This is a genomic window from Prevotella sp. oral taxon 317 str. F0108 (assembly GCF_000162415.1).
Lineage (GTDB): Bacteria > Bacteroidota > Bacteroidia > Bacteroidales > Bacteroidaceae > Prevotella > Prevotella conceptionensis.
This window is the reverse complement of the sequence record NZ_GG740077.1, coordinates 143,245-165,681: the sequence shown is the minus strand read 5'-3', so window position 1 is coordinate 165,681 and position 22,437 is coordinate 143,245. Positions and strand designations below refer to the sequence as shown.

Annotated in this window: 14 protein-coding genes; all 14 read left to right on the top strand. The window is 50.3% G+C overall.

Annotation, left to right across the window (positions count from 1 at the left end):
- Nucleotides 1-120: 120 nt before the first annotated feature.
- The 14 genes from HMPREF0670_RS14080 to HMPREF0670_RS14010 all read left to right on the top strand — a co-directional run bounded on the left by HMPREF0670_RS14080 (nucleotide 121) and on the right by HMPREF0670_RS14010 (nucleotide 22,414).
- Nucleotides 121-867, top strand: a complete 747-nt coding sequence (locus HMPREF0670_RS14080) for an RHS repeat domain-containing protein (protein WP_009231817.1) — start codon at nucleotides 121-123, stop codon at nucleotides 865-867.
- A 778-nt stretch (nucleotides 868-1,645) separates the two neighbouring features.
- Nucleotides 1,646-1,771, top strand: coding sequence for a hypothetical protein (locus HMPREF0670_RS17450; protein ID WP_255346302.1), 126 nt, complete (start codon nucleotides 1,646-1,648; stop codon nucleotides 1,769-1,771).
- Nucleotides 1,772-2,620: 849 nt separating this feature from the next.
- Nucleotides 2,621-2,974, top strand: coding sequence for a hypothetical protein (locus HMPREF0670_RS14070; RefSeq protein WP_009231816.1), 354 nt, complete (start codon nucleotides 2,621-2,623; stop codon nucleotides 2,972-2,974).
- A gap of 285 nt (nucleotides 2,975-3,259) precedes the next feature.
- Nucleotides 3,260-3,661, top strand: coding sequence for an FMN-binding protein (locus tag HMPREF0670_RS14065; RefSeq protein ID WP_009231815.1), 402 nt, complete (start codon nucleotides 3,260-3,262; stop codon nucleotides 3,659-3,661).
- A gap of 241 nt (nucleotides 3,662-3,902) precedes the next feature.
- Nucleotides 3,903-6,710 carry a SusC/RagA family TonB-linked outer membrane protein gene (locus tag HMPREF0670_RS14060; RefSeq protein WP_044078374.1) on the top strand — a complete coding sequence of 936 codons (2,808 nt, stop codon included), beginning with the start codon at nucleotides 3,903-3,905 and terminating at the stop codon, nucleotides 6,708-6,710.
- 25 nt (nucleotides 6,711-6,735) lie between these two features.
- On the top strand, nucleotides 6,736-8,367 hold the full coding sequence (locus HMPREF0670_RS14055; protein ID WP_009231813.1) for a RagB/SusD family nutrient uptake outer membrane protein: 1,632 nt from the start codon (nucleotides 6,736-6,738) through the stop codon (nucleotides 8,365-8,367).
- Between the two features lie 361 nt (nucleotides 8,368-8,728).
- The gene (locus HMPREF0670_RS14045) at nucleotides 8,729-9,601 is read left to right on the top strand and encodes a hypothetical protein (RefSeq protein WP_009231812.1); all 873 of its coding nucleotides are present in this window, start codon (nucleotides 8,729-8,731) and stop codon (nucleotides 9,599-9,601) included.
- A gap of 72 nt (nucleotides 9,602-9,673) precedes the next feature.
- On the top strand, nucleotides 9,674-10,615 hold the full coding sequence (locus tag HMPREF0670_RS14040) for a biotin/lipoyl-binding protein (protein ID WP_009231811.1): 942 nt from the start codon (nucleotides 9,674-9,676) through the stop codon (nucleotides 10,613-10,615).
- A gap of 400 nt (nucleotides 10,616-11,015) precedes the next feature.
- Nucleotides 11,016-11,528: a ferritin gene (locus HMPREF0670_RS14035; RefSeq protein WP_009231810.1), complete on the top strand. Its 513-nt coding sequence runs from the start codon at nucleotides 11,016-11,018 to the stop codon at nucleotides 11,526-11,528.
- Between the two features lie 1,600 nt (nucleotides 11,529-13,128).
- Nucleotides 13,129-15,387 carry a TonB-dependent receptor family protein gene (locus tag HMPREF0670_RS14030; protein WP_009231809.1) on the top strand — a complete coding sequence of 753 codons (2,259 nt, stop codon included), beginning with the start codon at nucleotides 13,129-13,131 and terminating at the stop codon, nucleotides 15,385-15,387.
- A 37-nt stretch (nucleotides 15,388-15,424) separates the two neighbouring features.
- The gene (locus HMPREF0670_RS14025; protein WP_044078372.1) at nucleotides 15,425-18,808 is read left to right on the top strand and encodes a SusC/RagA family TonB-linked outer membrane protein; all 3,384 of its coding nucleotides are present in this window, start codon (nucleotides 15,425-15,427) and stop codon (nucleotides 18,806-18,808) included.
- A 61-nt stretch (nucleotides 18,809-18,869) separates the two neighbouring features.
- The gene (locus HMPREF0670_RS14020) at nucleotides 18,870-20,390 is read left to right on the top strand and encodes a RagB/SusD family nutrient uptake outer membrane protein (RefSeq protein WP_009231807.1); all 1,521 of its coding nucleotides are present in this window, start codon (nucleotides 18,870-18,872) and stop codon (nucleotides 20,388-20,390) included.
- A 31-nt stretch (nucleotides 20,391-20,421) separates the two neighbouring features.
- Entirely contained in the window at nucleotides 20,422-21,390 is a 969-nt protein-coding gene (locus HMPREF0670_RS14015) for a putative zinc-binding metallopeptidase (protein WP_009231806.1), read from the top strand.
- Complete coding sequence (locus HMPREF0670_RS14010) at nucleotides 21,380-22,414, top strand: DUF4302 domain-containing protein (protein WP_009231805.1); 1,035 nt, start codon at nucleotides 21,380-21,382, stop codon at nucleotides 22,412-22,414. The genes HMPREF0670_RS14015 and HMPREF0670_RS14010 overlap by 11 nt, the downstream gene beginning before the upstream one ends.
- Nucleotides 22,415-22,437 lie beyond the last annotated feature (23 nt).

The following is a 22,437-nucleotide window of genomic DNA, read 5'->3' as shown; positions in this document are numbered from 1 at the left end:
ATAGCTAAATCAATCAACGATTTTCTTAGGAAAGCTCTTATTGAAGAATTATAGTACATATAGAAAAGGCTCGCTAGCCTGTCACGTACACGTATCTTTGGGAGCTTAGTATTCAAAGAAATGGCGTTGCGCGGCGGTATTGTCGCCCCGATTAATAAAGAGCGGCTCGAAACCGAACTGGGCATCCGTTTCCGCGCCTTCGGCACGGGCTGGCGTTACGACTGGCAGAGCGACGGCATGCTCGCCCGCGTCGTGCGTCCCGACGGTAAGGAGGTCTCGTTCGCCTACGACGCCCTCGGCCGCCGCATCCGAAAATCCTTTGCAGGAACCACCACACACTTCGTTTGGGACGGCAACGTGCCGCTGCACGAATGGACGGAAGAAACGGAAGAAAACGTAGTCAACTGGCTCTTCGAGCAAGACACGTTCGTGCCTGCCGCCAAGCTTGTTGCCAACGGCGAGTGTTTCTCCATCATCTCCGACTACCTCGGCACGCCCCTGCAAGCCTACGACAAACAAGGCAACAATGTATGGGAACAGGAGCTGGACATCTACGGGCGGCAAAGGAAACGGCCATCCGCGTTCATTCCGTTTAAGTACCAAGGGCAGTACGAGGATGCGGAAACTGGATTGTACTATAACAGGTTCAGGTATTACGACCCGAATGCGGGGAGTTACATCAGCCAAGACCCAATTGGATTGTTGGTAGATAACCCTACATCGCATGGGTATGCAAAAAAAATAATTGGTATGCCCAAGAGAATTATATCTATTTGGTTTAAAATTATCATGGGTATGCCAAAAAAAATAATTGGTATGCCCAAGATGCAAATGGCATGTCCAATATATAATATACCCAAGATATAATATGTCCAAGATATAAATGGATGGAACGAAACATTAGGACTTGATGTATTCGCTTTGAACTCAACTCACCAACTCAAAAAAAACATCAACTGATAAACTCGCATTTCAAAATCTTAAAATATTGTTTTTATTTTACAATTCCGCTCTAATTTTCGCTCCGTTCTAGCAAAAATATGGGTTAAAAAGTAGGCAAAAAACTACCATTTCTAACCTTGTACGCCTTTCACTTTGTCTATTTTCAAGAAAAGAACCTGCATTTTGCACCATTTTACCTTTCTAGTTTGGTCGCCAACTCATAATTTTTAAAGCCCAATAACCCGCTTTTTATCCCCAAAAATTCCACTTTTTGACGACTATTTCGCCCTTTTCGACCATGTATCTCATGGTTCGAGAAGGTTTTATTTATACCATTGCAGCGGATATTTATGCTTTTCGCCTTGCGTTTAGTACCATTTTACCTTGCATTTAGCACCAAAACACACTGCATTTTGCACCATTTCACCTTGCATTTTGCACCAAAACGCACTGCGTTTAGCGGCATATTGCACTGCGTTTTGCACCAAAACGCACTACATTTTGCTGCAAATGGCCCCAAAACGGGTGTTGATGGCGGTCGGTTTAAATAAAAATTCATTTCGCCTGCATGCACAACTGCCCCCTTTGGGTGCCAAAACGAACCTCCGCGAGAATCGATTTTTTGCGGCAAGGTGGGCGGTTGGTGGGCAGAAATGGCTCTTTTTGTGTTAAATTTCTTGCTGAAAGTTTAACAAAGTCAGTTGTGCCGTCTATACACCTTTGGGCAACGGCACGGAAAAGCACGTACGCTTACAACCACCAGCGCGAGCGGTTACAGAGCTTGTTGCCCACGGCCAACGGAGACAGCATCATAGAAATGGAGAAGTAATTAGCTATTGAGAGGCGGTTTTCAACTTGTAGAGAACGCATTGAATGACCTCTGTCAAATCGTCCTGAATAGAAAACTAATATTTCAGCTTATGGTAGAGAACGCATTGAATAACTTCTGCCAAATCGTCCTGAATAGAAAACTAACATTTCAGCTTATAGCAGAGAACGCATTAAATGACCTCTGCCAAACCGTCTTTTGGCGCATAACCACCTTTTGCCACAATCAATTGAGGCAGCAATTCAGACCTTATAGTCTAACAGAATTGGATTTGGAAAGCCACACATGTAGCGTAAGCCAACAAGATACCCAGTTTTACTTCCCATAAAGATTTATTAATGCCATGCTGTCTACGTGGTTCATTCTTCTAACAGCAATTATCCAAAAGCAATTCTGTTTGACTATAACATATCGTTGTCCAGCACTTCGTACATGAGGGGGAATACTTATCCTGGCATTGCATCACAAAGAAAACAACCCCGTCACAGTCTATAGAAATGGTAACAGACAAGACAACTTCATCATGCAGCCACCAGCCAACGTACCAAATTATAGGTAGTTCAAGCCCTGTTCATCGTTTCTAAATTTACTCCCTTTTGGGTATTTCACGCCTGCGGATAAAGGTCTATATTTGCAAAGTGTTATACATGGCCGTTCAATCCACTCAATACGTCCCGTTATGAAAGCACCATTCCCTACCCCGCCACGCCTTTCCTTATCGGCAAATTGTTGCTACACAAAAGTGGCAGAAAGCAAGGTATACAAGCTTTCGCCTACATTTCAAACTGCAATCAAACAGCGGAAAGCCCACCAGTTCGCCGAAACATTCATCCGTTAAGTCAGCATTTTATGAACAACTTCACCCTCTTCTTCATGTACGATGTGGTTTGGGTTACGCTCCTCGCCCTCGCCTACGCCGCCTATGCCATATCGTCTAAGCCCAAAGGCGACCTGGCAGTGCGCCTAACCATCGGCTTTGCATTTGCATATTACCTTGTGTTTTACCTCCTATCCTTTGCAACAAGTGTAGCCACAGCCAAAGGCCTGTTCCTGCTTGCCTTGTTCCCTGTGTCAGCCTTGTGGTTTGCCCTTGCCCCCTATCGCAAAAGCAGGCGTACAAAAGTCATTGCATGGGCCTTGGCCACGGCCTATTGTGCCTTTTACGGTCTGATAGTGCTGCTGCACAGCCAGTCTAACATGTAAGCCACCACATCCCCACAGCCAGGCGAAACGCGCCGCCAAACACCAGGTTTCTCAACGCGCCCCAACCCTTCGAGCTATCCGCGGCAACCAACATCAAGCACCTCTGCACCGAAAACCCAACCACTACAACCACAAAACGCGCAACAAGGCACAACATTTTTCCTCCACATGGTGGCTTTTTCTTTTTTTATTCCTATCTTTGCAATAACGGCGTCGCCACGGTCCGCCAACGATACGGACAACCAACAAGACGCCCTCAGCTAACACTTCAGTAAACAAACAGTTATGAGAAAAGTAACATCCAGATTGTTATTCGGAATAGCCGCCATAGTTTTCGCGGCAACACTCACCAGCGCAAGCAGCAACAACAACATCATTACCAAAGAAAAAGGGATGACCGTTGTTAACACCACCGAGCTTACGCGCGACATTAAAGGCTTTAAGGGCAGCACGCCCGTGAAGATTTTCATCAAGAAAAACAAGGTGGTGAAGGTAGAGGCGTTGCCCAATCAGGAAACGCCAAGGTTCTTCGACAAAGTGAAACCCTTGCTGAAATATTGGGAAGGCAAGCCGGTTAGCAAGGCCATCGAAGACGAGCCCGACGCCATTACGGGCGCCACATACTCGTCGGATGCCATCATGAAGAACGTGCAGGTTGGCTTGGAATACTACAACGCCCACAAATAAGCCGGTTCACGTCCGTCCACAACACAGAACAGGCGGCCCACAACGTGGGGCATAAACACCACCCAAGGCATCATAACGAAGGCTCCAACAGCCATACCCAAAGGCACTTGCCACACATGGCCACTTACTTAACGCCAAACACTGCGGGCAAGCATTGAGGCTGCCGTCCCAAAAGAGGACCCGCAGGCATGCGCACAACCAGCTTACACTTACGCAACAACCACCCTAAACAATCGCCCTTATGAACATCGCCGGTACCTTTTCGTATTCAGAACAACGCCTTCGCTCCTTAGGGCAAGGCAAAAACAAGCCTGCATCGTGTGCCCGGCTTGCTGCATACCTGCTCATGGCATGCCTATTGCCGTTTGTTTGCGCCGAAAACTTGTTTGCACAAGTGGGCGAAGACAAGCCGAAATACATCTCGCGCCTAGTCCCCGACAGCCTAAAAGGCGACCAGCCGCTGATACAAGTCTGGCAAAAGACAGGCGGTTTTGGCGACAAAGGGCTCGTCGTCAACCCGCTCGACGCCATCAAAGGCCGCCTGGCTGGTGTAAATGTGTCGCGTGGAGGCGACCAACGGCAAGCCAGTCTCACCAGCGTACGTGTGCGCGGAACCACTTCGCTAACGGGCGGAAACGACCCGCTCGTGGTTATCGACGGCGTTTCGAGCGACCTTGCCACGCTTTCCACCATCTTCCCGTCGGACATCCTTTCATATCAAGTGCTGAAAAACGCCTCCGAAACGGCCCAATACGGCTCGCGCGGCGCATCGGGCGTAATCATCGTAACCACTGCCAAGGGCGCACGCGGTAAGTTCCACATTTCTTACGACGGCAATGTGGGCTTTGAAACAGCGTATAAAAACCTCGAAATGCTGAGCGGACGCGATTACGTTGCCACGGCAAAGGCACTTGGCCTAAGCGTTAACGACGGCGGCGAAGACAACGACTACTTGCGCGCCATTACGCAAACGGGATTTATACAAAATCACCATTTGGCCTTTTCGGGCGGCACAGAACAAAGCAACTACCGCGCATCAATGAGCGTGATGAACCATCAAATGGTGGTGCGAACCAACAACTACCGCAACTTTACGGCCAAGTTCGACCTCATGCAAAAGGCCTTCGACGACTGGCTCACCGTTAACTTCGGGCTCTTCGGTTCGTCGTTATCCAACAAAAAGATACTCGATACGCAGAGACTTTTTTATTCTGCCGCCTCGCAAAACCCCACTTTCTCCACCCAACAGAACGCCGCAGGAGGCTGGGACGTTAACACCCTGGCCTCGCAGATTACCCACCCCATGGCACTTTTGCACCAAAAAGACCACGACCGCGGCTTTAACATCAACACACACCTGTCTTTCGACTTCCCCCTCGCCAAGGGACTTACCGCCCGCCTCTTTGGTTCGTACTCGTTCACAACGCTCGAAAACGACATATTCCAACCCACTTGGACCGAGGCGCAAGGCAAAATGTACCGCCGCGAAAACAAAAGCGAAGACCTACTTGGCAGCGTGCAACTGAACTACAACAACACCTGGGGCGCACACAAGCTGCAACTGACGGGCACGGCAGAATATCAGAACAACCGCAAGCAGTTCTTCTTCACCACGGTGAAAGGCCTTTCGAGCAACGATTTTGGTTACGACAACCTCACCGCGGGCAGCATCCGCCCCCAAGACGGCACGGGAAGTGGGTACGAATCGCCCAAGCTAACCTCGTTCATGGGTAGCCTTTCGTACACGCTTTTGGGGCGTTACGCCCTTTCGCTGACGCTCCGCGCCGATGGTTCGACGCTTGTTGGCAAGAACAACACGTGGGGTTACTTCCCCTCTGCGGGCTTGGAATGGAACGTTAAGGAAGAAAAATGGCTGAAAAGCGTGCTTTGGCTCGACCAACTTAAACTGCGAACCAGTGTTGGCCGCTCTGGAAACCTGGGCGGAATAATGGCTTATTACACCCTGCAAATGTTGATGCCCAACGGCATTGTGCCCCATTACGGTCGGCCCACCGTTACCTTGGGACAACTGCGCAACATCAATCCCGACTTGAAATGGGAAACGCGCACATCGTTTAATGTGGGTATGGAGGCAGGATTTTTCAGCAACCGCATACACGTTTACGCCGAATACTACCACTCGAAAACCACAGACATGCTGTACAACTACGACGTTAGCGTGCCGCCCTTCGCCTATAACAAGTTGCTGGCCAACATCGGCAGCATGAGCAACAGCGGTATGGAGTTTGGCCTTGGCCTGGACCTCATCCGCAAAAAAGACATGGAACTGAGCGTAAACATGAACCTTTCGTTCCAGCAAAACAAGCTGCTGTCGCTCACAGGAATGTATAACGGCGAGCTTTTGTCGTCGCCCGACATCACGCCCATTGGCGGATTGACCGGTGCGGGCATGCACGGCGGACACAACTTCATCACTTATCAGATAGTGGGACAGCCCCTTGGCGTGTTCTATCTGCCGCATTGCACGGGACTAACCAAAAACGCCGACGGCTCGTATAGCTATGCCTGTGCCGACCTAGACAACAACGGACGCATCAATTTGGAAGATGGCGGCGACCGCCGTGTGGCAGGGCAGGCCGTTCCGAAGGCCACTTTGGGTTCGAACATCAGCTTTCGCTATCGCATGTGGGACGTAACCATGCAGCTAAACGGTGCCTTCGGGCATAAGATATACAACGGAACGTCGCTCACTTATATGAACATGGCCAGTTTTCCCGACTATAACGTGCTGCGCGAGGCACCCAAACAAAACATCAAAGACCAAACCGCCACCGACTATTGGCTGGAACGAGGCGACTATCTGAACATAGACTACCTAACTATTGGCTGTAACCTGCCCGTTCGTTCGCGCTTTGTAAACGCCCTGCGCCTGTCGCTCAGCGTTAACAACCTCGCTACCATCACAGGTTACAGCGGTTTAACGCCCATCATCAACAGCTATGTGGTAGACAACACGCTTGGCATCGACGACAAGCGTTCGTACCCTCCGTATCGCTCTTTCTCGCTAGGGCTTAGCGTTCAATTCTAACTTCTCACCCAAAACCACGCCCATAATGAAACCCAAGACGCACATCATACACCTAACCCTAGCGGCCATTGCGCTGCTGGGCATGTTCGTAAGCTGTCTCGAAGACGATCCACGCGACCGCATTTCGGAAGACCAAGCCATCACGTCGCCCACTTCCTTGTGGATAAACAGCATTGGCACCCTGTACAACAACATCGGTTCGGTCGAAGATGGAAGCGGACTTCAAGGCACGAACCGAGGCATATACGATTATAGTACCTTCACAACCGACGAGGCCATCGTGCCCATTAGGGGCGGCGACTGGTACGACGGCGGCTTTTGGAAACGGCTGTACACCCACGAATGGAGCGCCAACGACCTAGAACTGTACAACCTTTGGTGCTACCTTCTCCAGTCGGTGGTGTGCTGTAACGATGCCATCGCCCTCATAGACAAGCACAAAAGCCTGCTCAACCAATCCCAATTAATGGCCTACAATGCAGAGGCAAGGGCCATCAGGGCCATGTATTACTATTACTTGATAGACCTTTTTGGCAATGTTCCGCTGTTAGAGAAAAACCAAACGTCGGTTGCAGAGGTGTCTAACACACGCCGCAGCGAGGTGTTTCGCTTTGCCTTTAAGGAGTTGCAGCAGGTTGCGCCCTATCTGGCAGATGCCCATTCCAACCTGCAAGGGCAGTATTATGGCAGGCTAACCCGCCCCGTTGCACATTTTCTATTGGCCAAACTAGCGTTAAACGCCGAGGTCTACACCTGCGACAACCCCGTGCGCCACGCCCGCAAGCCAGGCAAGGACATCCTTTTCACCGTCGATAACGAGCAGCTTAACGCCTGGCAAACCACCATCCGCTATTGCGAAAAGCTGCAAGCAGCTGGCTATACGCTCGAAAACAGCTATGCCGACAACTTCAAAGTGCACAACGAAACCTCGCGCGAGAACATCTTCACCATCCCGATGGACAAGAACATCTACCCCAACCAATACCAATATCTCTTTCGTTCGCGGCACTACAACCACGGCAAGGCATTGGGAATGGGGTCGGAAAACGGACCCTGCGCCACCATTTCCACCGTTCGCGCCTTTGGATATGGCACATCAGAAAAGCCAGATACACGCTTTAAGCTGAACTTTTATGCCGACACGGTGATGGTAGACGGCGATACGGTACGGCTAGACAATGGCCAACCGCTGGTGTATATGCCTTTGAACGTGGCCATAGACCTCACCACTTCACCTTATATAAAGACAGCTGGCGCACGCATGGCCAAGTACGAGATAGACAGGCACTCCTTTTTAGACGGGAAATTGCAAGACAACGACATCGTGCTGTATCGTTATGCCGACGTGTTGCTGATGTTGGCCGAGGCAAAAGTGCGCAACGGACAAAGCGGACAGGCCGAGATGGATGCCGTTCGAGCCCGTGCAGGCATGCCCTCCCGCACCGCCACACTGGCCAACATACTAGAAGAACGTAGGTTGGAACTGGTGTGGGAAGGCTGGCGAAGGCAAGATCTCATACGGTTTGGCCGCTTTACGCATAGCTATGACCTGCGCCACGCCCTGGAAAAAGAAGACACGGGCTATACAACTATCTTCCCCATACCTAGCAGAGCCATAGGCGCAAACGGCAACCTGCGCCCAAATAGCGAATTCTAAGGGCGCAACTTGTACGGCGGCAGACAGCAAACAGCGGCAACAAACAGCCAACAAGGCGAACAGGCTTATAACATTGCGGCGGCAACGAGCTGCAAACAGGCGGCAACACGCCGCCAACTACGCAGCCGACGGCCCTTTCTGCCCCACTTTCTGCCGACGTAAAGTGGTACGCTTTGGGCCGCCAGGTCATGCCCCTTGCAGGCAAATGGGCAGCCCATCCCCCACTCTAAAGCCTCCAAAGCCATGCAATCTACATATTTTAAGTTATTAAATGTTTGGATTTGCACATTTGTTTTGTCGTATCGTTAGAAATATATAAATTTGCAAATATAATCAAATCCCTATATAAGCGATTGACTTTATGAACAAGAAAATTTGGATACCAACCATCATCGTGGTGCTAATCTTGGCTGGTGTAACGGCCTATCTCTTCATCAACTTGAACAAACAGAAGGAAGAAAACGCCGCCATCAAAGAACTGGCAGAGATAGACAAGAAGGAGATGGAAAACGAGTATCAGCAGTTTGCCCAGCAATACAGCGAGATGAAGACGCAAATCAACAACGACTCCATCGTGGCACAACTCACCGCTGAGCAAGAAAAGACGCAACGCCTACTCAACGAACTGCGAAGAGTAAAGAGCACTGATGCCATCGAAATTACCCGCTTGAAGAAAGAACTGGCCACTGTCAGGGCGGTAATTCGCAGTTACGTGATGGAGATAGACTCGCTAAACAAGGTGAATGCCAACCTTACGCAAGAAAACACGCGCGTGAAAGGACAATACGAGGCCGCCACCCGACAGATAGAAGGATTGAGTACGGAGAAACGTTCGTTGTCCGAGAAGGTGGCCATCGCCGCACAACTCGATGCAACGGGCATCTCACTCGTAGCCAAAAACAAGCGCGGAAAGGCAACCGACCAAATAGATAAGGCCACGACACTGCAAGTGAGCTTTAACATCACGCGCAACGTAACGGCAGCAAGTGGCGTTAAAGACATCTATGTGCGCATCATGTCGCCCACGGGCAGCCTGCTCAACGGCGCGGGTTCGTTTAGTTATGAAAACCGAACGCTGCAATATTCGATGAAACGCAGCGTGGAATATAATGGCGAAGAAACACCTGTGACGCTCTTCTGGAACGTGTCGCAAGCGCTTGTTGCAGGCACTTATCAGGTGAGCATCTTTGCCGACGGAAACATGATTGGGTCGCGTAGTTTCGCTTTTAAATAGCGAACGGCGCGCCCAAGCCCTCAACAAGCGGCGCGCAAGCAAGCACCCAAGCACTCATCCCTTAACTTAACCATGCAAAAAAAACTGCGATTAAGATTTAAACTGCTCATTGGCGGAACGGCGGTTGTCGTTCTTGCGGCTGCCGTCGCCATTGCCGCCAATATGCTAAAGACCCCCAAACCCAGGCAAATAGATGGGCAGGTGGAGGTCTTGCAGTACTCTGTGCAGGTGCAACAAAGGGGAAAAGTGTTAGAGATTAGGGTGAAAGAGGGCGACTATGTGGAGGTGGGCGACACCCTAGCCCTATACAGAACCGACGACACACCCATGCCCGAAGACGCCACATTAGAGCTTTTGGCCACCACCCTGCATCCCTATCGCACCGGGAACAGAAACGTAGACCGCGCTTATGGCCGATGGCAACAAGCCAAATCTGCCGAAGAACAGGCCGAAAGGATATACAACGACGTGCAACAGAAGTTCATGAACGGGAAAGCGCCTGCCAGCCTTCGCGACAATGTCTTTACCGAATACAAAACCTTACAGGTGCAAGCCCTATCGCTGAAAGCCGATTACGAGAAGGCTTTACACAACCTCAAGACCGAGAAGAGCAACAGCAAAGGTCCGCAAATCATAGCCATCGTCACCAAGGTTGAAGGCGAAGTGAGCGAAATTGTGGTAAAACGCGGCGAGCAACTTTCGGCCAACAACACCCTGATGAGCATTGCCTTGCTCGACAACCTGTGGGGTTCTATCGCGGTAACCCGCAACGAGAAGATGCAATTTAAAGAGGGCGACACCATACAAGTGTATTGCAAGCCCTTCAACATGTCCGTTCCCATGCGCGTATCCGGTTTCAAGGCCAACTTCGACTTCCTAGATCCCAACAACTACAAGCGTGGCAACGAGGGCGCGCAAACTTGGGAAATGCAACTGCGCCCCGTGTATAAAGTGGAAGGTTTGCGGCCAGGCATGCAGCTATCCATTGGTGTAAGAGCAGACGAAGAAACGTAACTGCACCGCAAAAACGGCCAACACAAACGTCAACCCCCATTTGCCACAGAAACCATTTAACCCCAACCGAGCAGATGTTGCATAGCCTTTTCCACTTCAACCGCTGCACCAACGCCAGTATCACCCACATATCGTAAACTTCCTTACGGTGTTGCTCGCAGCCTTTACCCACCCCTTTGCATATAGTAGAAGAGCCAAAACGGCGCACAAATGGCGGTCCGTTCACCCTGTCCTGCACATAGCCAAGGGGCAACCATCATGCCAAAATCACGTTCTGCCCTTATTCGTTCCAGAGAAAATGGCACGATGTTTGTACACACAACCACAAAAGAAACTATTTAGGAATTATAGAGCCAGTTAGCAAGTAAAAGTATTCACCATATTATAATCAAACATCATTATGTTAAAGAAGAAAATCGAAGACGCGCTCAACGCGCAAATCAACGCCGAGATGTGGTCGGCCTATCTATATTTGTCTATGGCCGCCTATTGTCACGCACAAGGACAGCCAGGTATGGGAAAATGGTTCGAAGTTCAATTCAAGGAAGAACAAGACCATGCCAAAATACTTTTCAACTACGTTATCTCGCGTAACGGCAAGGTAGATCTTCGCCCCATCGAGGCCGTACCCACCGAGTGGAACAACATCCTTAACGTGTTTGAAAGTTCGTTGCGCCACGAGCAAACCATCACCGAGAGCATCAACAAGCTGTTCGCCCTCTGCGCCGAGGAGAACGATTACGCCACACAAAGCATGCTTAAATGGTTCATCGACGAGCAAGTGGAAGAAGAAGAGAACGTGCAAACCATCATCGACAACATCAAGATGATTAAGGATAACGGCTACGGCATCTACATGATAGACAAGGAACTGGGCCAACGCGCCTACAACCCTGCCACGCCGTTAGCCTAAACGTTGCACTCACGTTGTGGACTAACGGCACACGTGCCACATTCGCCCTTTGCCTTGTGTGCACACGGCCCGCTACTTTCACCATGAGTCCGCCCGAAACCACATTATGCACAAGCCCCACGCATTCCCCATCCAGGCAGCGTGGGGCTTTTTAGTGCAAAGTGCCAGTCAATTGCATTAGTGGCTAGTGGGGCTAGCCTTAGTATATTTACCAGATTACAAGGTTTACTAGTTATTCTAGATTTATTAGATTTAACTAGACCTACATGCTGAAGTCGTATTAACTTTTAATGTTTCTATAACTTGAGAGGAGCGCAGGGCAAGTCAACTCACTGCCTTATAAACCCACGAAAGCCGAACAACTCCCGAAGATATCAACTCATCAACTAACAAACCCACAAACTAACAAACCCACAAACTCATCAACTAACAAACTAACAAACCCATCAACTAACAAACCAACAAGCTAACAAACCAACAAACTCATCAACTCAAAACATCAAAACTCATCAACTCAAAAGTTAAAATACCTATCTTTTATTTTACAACATCGCTCTAATTTTCGCTCCGTTCTAGCGAAAATATAGGCCATAATGTAGGTAAATCGCCCCTTTTTCAAGCCTTTCACACCTTACAATATGTTCAATTTTAAGAAAACCAGCTGCATTTTGTACCATTTAGCCTTTCTAGATTGGTTGCCAACCCATTATTATTTACACTCAAAAAACCACTTTTAGACCCCAAAAACCCACTTTTTAACGACCATTTCGCTCCTTTTGGCCCAGTTTATCATGGTTTTTAAAGGCTTTATTTATGCAATTGTAGCGTATTTTTATGCTTTTCACCTTGCGTTTAGCACCATTTTGCACTGCATTTTGCACCATTTTACCTTGCGTTTAGCACCAAAACGCACTGCATTTAGCACCAAAACGCACTGCATTTAGCACCAAAATGCAGTGCGTTTAGCGGCATATTGCACTATATTTTGCTATAAACAGCCCAAAAGTTGGTGTAAAGGCGGCCTCTTCAAATAAATATTCATTCCGCTGCATTCACATGCTAATTCCTTTTTGCATCAAAACAAACCTCCGCGAGAATCGATTTTTTGCGGCAAAGTGTGGATTGGTGAGCAGAAAAGGCACTTATAATGTTAAAATTTTTACTAAAAACATTACAACAGATGACGAGCTAACGAGCTGGTGGGCGCAGCCATCTTTTCATTCTTTCAAGTTAACAAGGTGACCAGTTAACGAGTTGACGAGTTGGTGGCGCAGCCATCTTTTCACCTTTTCACCCTTTCACCTTTTCACCTTTAAAGCCCCATCTATCTAAAATACCGAGAAATAATGATTGTATAAAAGTTAATTATTTATTAATTTTGCACCCGAAAATAAATAAACGAATAAAAAGGAACCATTCATCAACTGTTTTTACTGACATTATCTACTTGACAAACAAAGGCTTTTGCCACTAACTACAACGCTGCGCCTGCCAACAACCGAGAGGGGGAAAAGCGTGGTTAGTCCACGTCTGCGGGCGTAGGAATGAAGAATGCCAGTCGAGAAATACTGTCAGAAGACAAACAGAATACCCAAAAATCATGATGTGTCAAACATTCAGGACGAAATTTCTTATTGCTCTTGCAACCCTTGCGCTTGCCATCTTTACCACTGCCCAAGCCCAAGAACCAACCAAAAGCAAGGCTATGACCGACTCTACACACCGCATTCGCGAAGTGGTGGTGCGCTCCAACCAAATGTTGGGCAGCAAATTCGAGGCCCGCAACCGTACGGGGTCGGCCTATTACCTATCGCCCACCGAACTGGCTAAGTTTGGTTACACCGACATCAACCGCATGCTTAAAAGCGTTCCCGGCGTAAACGTGTACGAGGAAGACGGCTTTGGACTTCGCCCCAACATCAGTTTGCGCGGTACGAAGGCCGAACGTAGCGAACGTATCTCGCTCATGGAAGACGGTGTACTGGCTGCACCTGCCCCATACGCCGCACCTGCCGCCTACTATTTCCCAAATGCCGCCCGCATGTATGCCATCGAAGTGCTTAAAGGTAGCAGCCAAGTGCAATACGGTCCGTTCACAACGGGTGGCGCAATCAACATGGTTTCTACACCCATTCCCCAACGATTGTGGGGCAAGGCGCAAGTTTCATATGGCAGTTACAACACCTTGAAATCGTATGCAGGCTTTGGCAACCGCCACAAGCACGTGGGTTATATGATAGAATACCTGCGTTACCAATCGAAAGGCTTTCGTCGTGATGAGCCAGACAACCGCACGGGTTTTAAACGCAACGACCTAATTGCCAAGGTTTCGGCACAAACCGACAACGACGAGGGCGTAAACCACCTCTTTGAACTTAAATTCGGCTTTGCCAACGAAACCTCCGACGAAACTTACGTTGGCCTTTCGGAAACCGATTTCGCACAACGCCCTTACTTTCGCTACGCAGGCGCACAACGCGACCAGCTTACCACGCGCCACACACAATGGGTTGGCACCTATATCATAGAGAAAGCCAACAAGTGGAAGATAACCACTAACCTCTACTACAACCACTTTTTCCGCAATTGGTACAAGCTAAGCGATGTGCGGGCAGGCTACACCAAGGCCGAAAAACGTTCTATTGCCAGCGTGCTTACCGACCCCGAAACCAATAAAGACTACTTCGACATCCTTACTGGCGCAAAAGATTATCTAGGAGAGGCCCTCATGATGCGCGCCAACTACCGTACATACCACTCGCGAGGCATACAAAGCAAGGCCGAATATCGCACCATGCTCTTCGGCGGATACTTCACCGCCGAGGCCGGCCTGCGCTATCACGCCGACAGCGAAGACCGCTTTCAGCAGGATGATGCCTACTCCATGCAGCAAGGTAAGATGAACTTGTTCCTAGCAGGTATGCCAGGAAGTCAGGCAAACCGTATCACAACGGCCCACGCATGGGCTGGATACGCCCTAACCAAGTGGGCCAAAGACGCGCTAACCCTAACGTTGGGCGTTCGTTACGAAGACGTTGACCTGCTAAAACGCGACTATACCGCCGCCGACCCGCGCCGCACGGGCATGGTTCGCATCGAAACGCCCAACCACGCACGAGCCTTCTTGCCCGGATTGGGCGTTAGCTATCGTCTGCTCCCCGTGCTATCGGCTTTCGGCGGCGTGCACAAAGGTTTCGCACCACCCAGTGCCACCCTCTACCAAAAGGCCGAAAGCAGCGTAAACCTCGAAGCGGGATTGCGCCTTACCACCAATAACTTGAAGGCAGAGGCCATCGGTTTTTACAACAACTACGACAACATGCTGGGCAGCGACCTTGCCGCACAGGGCGGACAAGGCACACTAGACCAGTTTAACGTGGGCAAAGCCGTAGTGAGAGGCCTTGAACTGATGTTGCATTATCAACCCCTACCCCGTCATTGGGGCGTGCAATTGCCCTTGCAGTTGTCGTACACCTACACCGATACCGAGATGCGAAACACATTCAGTAGCGAGTCGTGGGGCGACGTTGTCTATGGCGACGAGATACCTTATATATATAAGCACGCCTTCAATGCCCAGCTAGGCTTTGAGCACAAACGCTTTGAGGCCAACATAGGCGTGCGCATAAACGGCGACATGCGCACCCAACCAGGACAAGGGCGCATTGCCGAACGCGAGAAAATTCCCGCCCATGCCATCGTAGATGCATCGCTAAAAGGACACATCAACCGCCATCTCACCCTCACACTTAACGCCATCAACCTCACCAACAAGGTTTATTTAGTGTCGCGCCATCCCTCCGGACTTCGCGCAGGCCATCCCCTTGGCATCTATGGAGGCGTGCTTTGGCGACTGTAACCCAACATACAACCCCTCTGTTTAAGCAAACAAACTTATGACAACAAACATATCAACCCCTTTGAAGAAAGTCCTAACCCTTTGCCTTGCGCTCTTGGCCTGCCTACAAGTGGCTATGGCGCAAACCGCCAATACCATAACGGGAACGGTGAAGAACGAACAGGGCGAAACCCTAGTGGGCGCCTTGGTGCAAGCCGCAGGCACCACGGAGCGCGCCGTGACCGACATCGACGGACACTTTACCCTTAAAGCCGCCCCTGGACATACGCTACAAGTGAGCTATGTGGGCATGACCACCCTGCGAACCAAGGCCCAAGCCAAGCCCATGACTATCGTGATGAAGGCCGATAGCCGAATGGTGGACGAAGTGGTAGTAACTGGTTACCAGAACATTCGCAACCGCGTGTACACAGGTGCGGCCACTTCGGTAAAGATGAACGACATTAAACTAGAAGGTATAGCCGACCTCTCGCGCATGCTTGAAGGGCGTGTGGCTGGTCTTTCCATACAAAACATATCGGGAACGTTTGGTTCTGCACCGCGCATTAACATCCGTGGCGGTGCCTCTATCATCGGTAACGTGCAGCCGCTGTGGGTTATTGATGGTGTGGTTTACGAAGACTTGGTACACCTAAACCTAGACCAACTGGCATCGGGCGATGCTGCCACGCTGGTTGGGTCGGCCGTTGCAGGACTTAATCCTGCCGACATAGAAGACATTCAGGTGCTGAAAGATGCCTCGGCAACCTCTGTTTACGGCGCGCGCGCGCTCAACGGCGTTATCGTTGTGACCACAAAATCGGGTAAAAGAGAAACACCCCTGCGTGTAAGCTACACTACCGAGAACACCATCCGCATGAAACCGCGTTACAGCCAGTTCGACTTGCTGAACTCGCAAGAAACAATGGCCCTCTATCAAGAGATGAACGACAAGGGATATTTTGGGCTCCACAACGCGCTTTACGGTCGAAGGGCAGGCGTTTACCACGAGTTGTACAGAGGTCTGAGCACCATCGACCCCGCAACAGGCCAATACCAAATAGCCAATACGGCAGAGGCGCGCAACGCCTTTCTGCGCGAAAGGGAATACGCCAACACCGATTGGTTCGATCTGCTCTTTACGCTTAACCCCACAACTAACCATTCGCTCACCTTCGCCGGCGGCGGAAAGAACGTGGCAACATACGCCTCTGTGGGTTTTTATCACGATAGCGGTTGGACCATCGCCGACAAGGTTAGCCGCCTAACGGCCAACATCAAGAGTACCTTTTATATTAACGAGAAGATGCGCGCCACGCTTTCGGCACAAGGCAACATACGTTCGCAGAAAGCACCAGGCACAATGCCCCAACGCAAAAACCACACTCTGGGCGTGTTTGAGCGCGATTTCGACATCAATCCCTTCTCTTACGCCCTCGGCACAAGTCGCACACTGCGCCCATACAACGCCGACGGCAGTCTGGCTTATTATCGAAACAACTGGGCTCCGTTCAACATTCTGAACGAATATGCCAACAACAGTACCCATGTAGACGTGCTTGACTTTAAGCTACAAGCCGAAGGCAGCTACCAACTAACGGCAGACTTGGCCGTGAAAACCTTGTTTTCGGCCCGTCGTGCTAACACAGTCACCACACACGAGGTAGACGAAGGCTCTAACGTAGTACAAGCCTATCGCGCCAACGACAACCCGACGGTTGCACAAGAGAATATCTACTTGGTGCGCGACAAGGACAATCCCCTGCTCCAACCAAAGGTTGGCCTTACCCACGGCGGTTTGTTCAACCGCACCGAGACCTCAATGACCAGCTTTTTGGCACGTTTGGCCCTCGATTTCGATAAGCGCATGGGGCAGCACGACTTTAAAGCGTTTGCCTTTACCGAGGTTCGCGCCGCCAATCGCTCCACCCAACCCTTCCAAGGTTACGGCATACAATATGGTCGCGGCAACCAAGTGTACACCAATCCGCTTATCTTCGACAAGCTAACCAACGAAGGCAACAGTTACTTTGGACTGCATAAGCGCAATGAACGCGGCGTAACCTTCTCGCTAAACGGAACCTACGGCTATGCGGGGCGTTACGTTTTCAACTTCGTTCTCAACACCGAGGGCTCCAACAGTTCGGGTCGTGGGGCACGTGCACTATGGTTGCCCACATGGAACGTTGGTGCCAAGTGGAACATCGACCAAGAAAAGTTCCTTAAAAACCATGCTTGGATTTCGCGCTTAGCACTTCGCGCAAGTTACGGACTTACCGCCAAGATGAACGAAGAGGCCATCAACGCCAACGCCGTTTACCAAAGTGGCATCGTAAACCGCTACCACTTTAACAACCGCGAGAACAAACTCAACATCAAACATCTTGAAAATCGCGACCTGACTTGGGAAAAAATGTACGAGCTGAACTTGGGCATTGAACTGGGAATGTTCAACAATCGCATCAGCGCAACCATCGACTTGTACCAGCGCAACACGTTCGACCTCATCGACCTTGTACGCACTTCGGGCGTTGGAGGTCAGTATTACAAGTACGCCAACTTTGGCGACATGCGCACAAGAGGTGTAGAACTGGGCCTACACACCAAGAACATCGTTGCCGACAGGTTTTCTTGGACCACCAGCCTCACGCTTAGTGCAATGCACCAAGAAATCACCCGCCTGCTAAACACGCCCAATGCTTTCGACATGGTGGCAGGACGAGGCCGCGGAAACATCGTGGGTTATCCCAAGGGTTCGCTCTTTTCGTACAACTTTCAAGGGCTAGACGGCAACGGATTACCCACTTTCAACTTCGGCCGCTACCCTTCTAGCCAAAACGCTTATGCCAAAAACGCAGGCGCCGACTTTCTAGACACGCAGTATGCAAAGAGCTATCTCATCTACCACGGCCCCATCGAGCCGCAGGTTTTGGGCGGATTGAACAACACTTTCAAGCTAGGCGCGTGGGAGTTGTCGTTCTTCCTCACCATGCAGGCAGGCAACAAGATAAGGCTCAACCCAACATTCGACCCCGACTTTGCCGACCTCAACGTCTTCTCCAAGGAGTATTACAACCGCTGGCTCAACCCAGGCGACGAGCGACATACGGATGTTCCCACACTACCATCGCAAGAACTCATCGCCAAAGTGGGCAAAGAGAACATCGAGAAAGCGTATAACACCTACAACTTTTCGCAAAATCGCGTGGCCGATGGCAGTTTCGTGCGCATGAAGAACATCTCGTTGGGTTACACATGCACACCTGCTTTGCTCAAAAAGTTGCGCTTGCACGCTGCATCCTTGCGCCTCAACGTCACCAATCCCTTTCTCATCTATGCCGACAGCAAGCTGAAAGGGCAAGACCCAGAGTACTATCGCACGGGCGGTGTGTCGCTCCCTACCCCCCGTCAGTTCACTGCCACGCTCAACTTAGGGTTCTAAACGGCAGTCGAACAATACAATATAAACCCCACCAACATAACGAAAATCACTCCATATATAAATGAAGAATAACATCTTGCTACTGGCGTTGCTCGCGCTGTTTACAGCCTGTAACGACTTTCTGGACCAAAGTCCCGACTCCGATCTCGATGTAGCTATCGACACGGAAGACAAGATTGCCGAGCTACTTACGGGCGCTTACCCCCAAGCCAGCTACATTCCGTTTCTCGAACCACGTACCGACAACGTTGAGGAACGACCCAACGGCGTGCATTCGCGACTGAATGAGGCCATGTTTTTTTGGGAAGACTACGACCAAGAAGACCTAGACACGCCCCTAAACTATTGGAATGCCTGCTACAAAGGTATCGCCCAAGCCAACAAAGCGCTGGAATTGCTCTCTACCTACCCCAAAAGTGCACGCGTAAAAGCACTTTATGGCGAGGCGTTCTTGCTGAGAGCCTACCTACACTTCATGCTGGTTAACATCTGGGCACAACCCTATTCCACCCAAAGCACCGACCCTGGTATCCCCTATATCACCAAACCAGAGAAGGAGGCACTGGTAGATTATAAACGACAAACGGTGAGCGAGGTGTACGAACTGATTGAGAAAGACCTGAAAAGAGGCATAACGCTCGTTGCCGACGAGTATTACAAGCACCCCAAATTCCACTTCAACAAGAAGGCTGCCTATGCTTTTGCCACGCGTTTCTACCTCATGAAGGGCGACTGGGAGCAAGTGGTGGCATACGCCGACTATGTACTTGGCGGCGACCCTAAGACCCAATTGCGCCCTTGGCGAACGTATGCCAACGAGTTAGAGTTCAGACATCAAGACCTGTTTCGTCGCTACACGGCCACCGACGAGCCTGCAAACCTCTTGCTAACCACCACCGAGAGCCGCTTGGCACGTACCCTTCCCACCGAGAAATATGGCTCTACGTTCAACACCGTTAATAAAGTGTTCGCCCAAAAAGGCATTGAGGGCGGCGGCGATTACGAGAAAATGAACTTCATCGGCACCTATATATTCACCTCTGGCGTACTTGGTGTGCCTTCAAGTAGGTACTTAGCCAAGTTCGATGAGTTGTCTACCACCGAGAGTGTAGGCAGCAAACCGCGTGGATTGTACGTCACCAACGTGCTGTTTACCGCCGACGAGGTGTTGCTCAACCGCATGGAGGCACACGCCATGCTAAGGAACTACACCAAATCCATCGACGATTTGCTGCAATACATGCAAGGAAAGTTTGGCTTTATGCCTTCTATCGACCGCGACGTGTACACAACGACCAACCGCGACAACTACAAAACATACACCCCCTTCTACGGAATGACCCTCAAACAACTGGCCTTGGTGAAAACCATCGTGGGGTTCCGCCAGCAAGAATTCTTCCAAGAAGGCCTGCGTTGGTTCGACCTTCGTCGGTTCCATATCGCAGTTAAGCGTTCGTCTAAAAGCACCTACTACTTCCCTTTGGAGAAAAACGACCCACGAAAGCTGTTGCAAATACCGGCCGAAGCCATCAACCGAGGCTTGGAACCCAACCCACGCGAACGCAACGAACCCTTACATTAAAAGGTTTTTAACGTAAAAAGAACTATAAACGATGAATATAAAGAACATTATCTGCCTGTTGTTGCCATGCCTTTTGCAGGCTTGCACCAACGAATTGCTCAGTGAGCAAAGCGTGGTGGATGCAGGAGCGGTGCAAAACCCACAGACAGAGCTAGACCGTTGGATAGCCGACAGCATCACCGCACCTTATAACATCGAGGTGGTTTACCGCTGGCAGAAGAACGCCAACACAGGTACGACCTTCGTTTCGCCACCAAGACCCGACAACGTGAAGGCCATTTTAAGGGCCGTTCGCGAACTATGTTTCGAAACATATCGACAAGAAAACCTCGGAGGGGTCGACTTTCTACAAGGTAAAACACCCCTACGAATATACCTCTATGGTGGGCAGAACGTAGACGAGAACGGCGTTGAACTGCTCAACAACCCACAGCTCACGCCCTCGGAAATGTGTATCTTCCGCGTAGACGACTTCAAAGCAGGCGACGCCAACAAGATGTATGCCCTGATGCGCAGCGTTCATCACCAGTTTGCACGTCGTTTGGCAGAGCTTGTGACCTACGATCGCGACAAGTTTACGGCCATAAGCGGACATCGCTACACGGGTTCGACCGAACCTTTGGCCGCTCCCTTGGGCTACTCGAAGAAAGAAAAAGACTACTTCGGACTAGCCGATTATGCCAACAAACGCGGCTTTTACACCATGCAAGCCTTTCTTTCGGCCGAAGACGACTTTGCTGAAATCATCAGCTCCACACTCTGTTCTACACCCAAAGAGGTGAACGACGCCATCAATACAGCGCAAACACCCGACCAAGACAGCGACCCCGAAGTACAGCAACAATACAACAAAGAGGCCGAACAAGCCTATAAAGAGATTGTGGCTAAGCAGGCTTTTGTGGAACAATACATGCAAAAAAGCCTGCACATCAACTTAAAGCAGTTGCAGATTACCAGTCTGCGCCGCATAAACAACTACATCAAACAACATGCACAGTAAAACCAAAGCTTGGCTAACAGCCATCATCGTAACGTTACTTGCGGCTTGCGATGCCAGTCAAGACGTCTTCGACCGCTCGCCGGCACAGCGCAACGCAGAAAGCATTGCCGCCTTGAAAGCCGAACTAACCAGTGCCGAGCATGGTTGGCGAGTGCTGTATTTCCCACGAACCGACTCGTTGCTCTTCTCCAATCCATCAGAATTAATTCCACAATTCGGTTTCCGCGGACGATACGGCTATGGTGGAGACAGTTTCACCATGCGGTTTAACGCCGACAACACGATGGAGATGAAGGCCGACTTCACCCAACAAACTGCCTCCACACCACAGAAAAGCGAATATCGCGTGGGTCGAAACAGTTTCACACAGCTGAGTTTCATCACCCGCAACTACGTGCATCAGTTGGTTAACGATGCTTTTCGCGCCGCTTCCGATTGGCTGTTCATGGGCAAGAACGAAGACGGCGACCTCGTTTTCCGCACTGCCAGCTACCTAGAACCCGCCCGCGAATACATCGTTTTCACCAAACTTGCCAGCGAAGAGCAATGGAAACAAACTGCAGATAGAGCTTTCCAGAACCGCGATTTCTTCGAAAGCATGGTCAATCCGCAACTCTCCATTCACCGTGGTAGCCGCATATTCTTCCGCAGCGACGTTTATGTAAAACGCAACGTTGAGACAAACCAATCGCTGTTACGCGAAATCAGGGAGAAGAAATACTACCTCTTTCTCTTTGCGCAGAAGAAAAATCCCATACCAGACTATCCTGCAAAAGAGATTGTCGGATTGGGTTCGGGCTACGCTGGCACAGAACATGGCATCACTTTCCGTGCAGGATTGCGCTACGACAGCAAAATCATGTTCTTCGATTTCCAACGTGTAGGCCAACGTTTCGTTGCCGAACTGGTAGAAGTTTACGACCCACTCTTTCGCAAAACGCGCCTTGTAAGCAAGCACTTGCACCCAGAAGGCAAGCCAACAGGACTTGTTGCCGAGATTTGGGATGAAGGCGACGACCGCTGATACACCACCTTTAAAACAAACTG

Coding starts and splice junctions, on each gene's coding strand:
- HMPREF0670_RS14080 (WP_009231817.1), top strand. CDS start 121: ATGGCGTTGCGCGGCGGTATTGTCGCCCCGATTAATAAAGAGCGGCTC.
- HMPREF0670_RS14070 (WP_009231816.1), top strand. CDS start 2,621: ATGAACAACTTCACCCTCTTCTTCATGTACGATGTGGTTTGGGTTACG.
- HMPREF0670_RS14065 (WP_009231815.1), top strand. CDS start 3,260: ATGAGAAAAGTAACATCCAGATTGTTATTCGGAATAGCCGCCATAGTT.
- HMPREF0670_RS14060 (WP_044078374.1), top strand. CDS start 3,903: ATGAACATCGCCGGTACCTTTTCGTATTCAGAACAACGCCTTCGCTCC.
- HMPREF0670_RS14055 (WP_009231813.1), top strand. CDS start 6,736: ATGAAACCCAAGACGCACATCATACACCTAACCCTAGCGGCCATTGCG.
- HMPREF0670_RS14045 (WP_009231812.1), top strand. CDS start 8,729: ATGAACAAGAAAATTTGGATACCAACCATCATCGTGGTGCTAATCTTG.
- HMPREF0670_RS14040 (WP_009231811.1), top strand. CDS start 9,674: ATGCAAAAAAAACTGCGATTAAGATTTAAACTGCTCATTGGCGGAACG.
- HMPREF0670_RS14035 (WP_009231810.1), top strand. CDS start 11,016: ATGTTAAAGAAGAAAATCGAAGACGCGCTCAACGCGCAAATCAACGCC.
- HMPREF0670_RS14030 (WP_009231809.1), top strand. CDS start 13,129: ATGATGTGTCAAACATTCAGGACGAAATTTCTTATTGCTCTTGCAACC.
- HMPREF0670_RS14025 (WP_044078372.1), top strand. CDS start 15,425: ATGACAACAAACATATCAACCCCTTTGAAGAAAGTCCTAACCCTTTGC.
- HMPREF0670_RS14020 (WP_009231807.1), top strand. CDS start 18,870: ATGAAGAATAACATCTTGCTACTGGCGTTGCTCGCGCTGTTTACAGCC.
- HMPREF0670_RS14015 (WP_009231806.1), top strand. CDS start 20,422: ATGAATATAAAGAACATTATCTGCCTGTTGTTGCCATGCCTTTTGCAG.
- HMPREF0670_RS14010 (WP_009231805.1), top strand. CDS start 21,380: ATGCACAGTAAAACCAAAGCTTGGCTAACAGCCATCATCGTAACGTTA.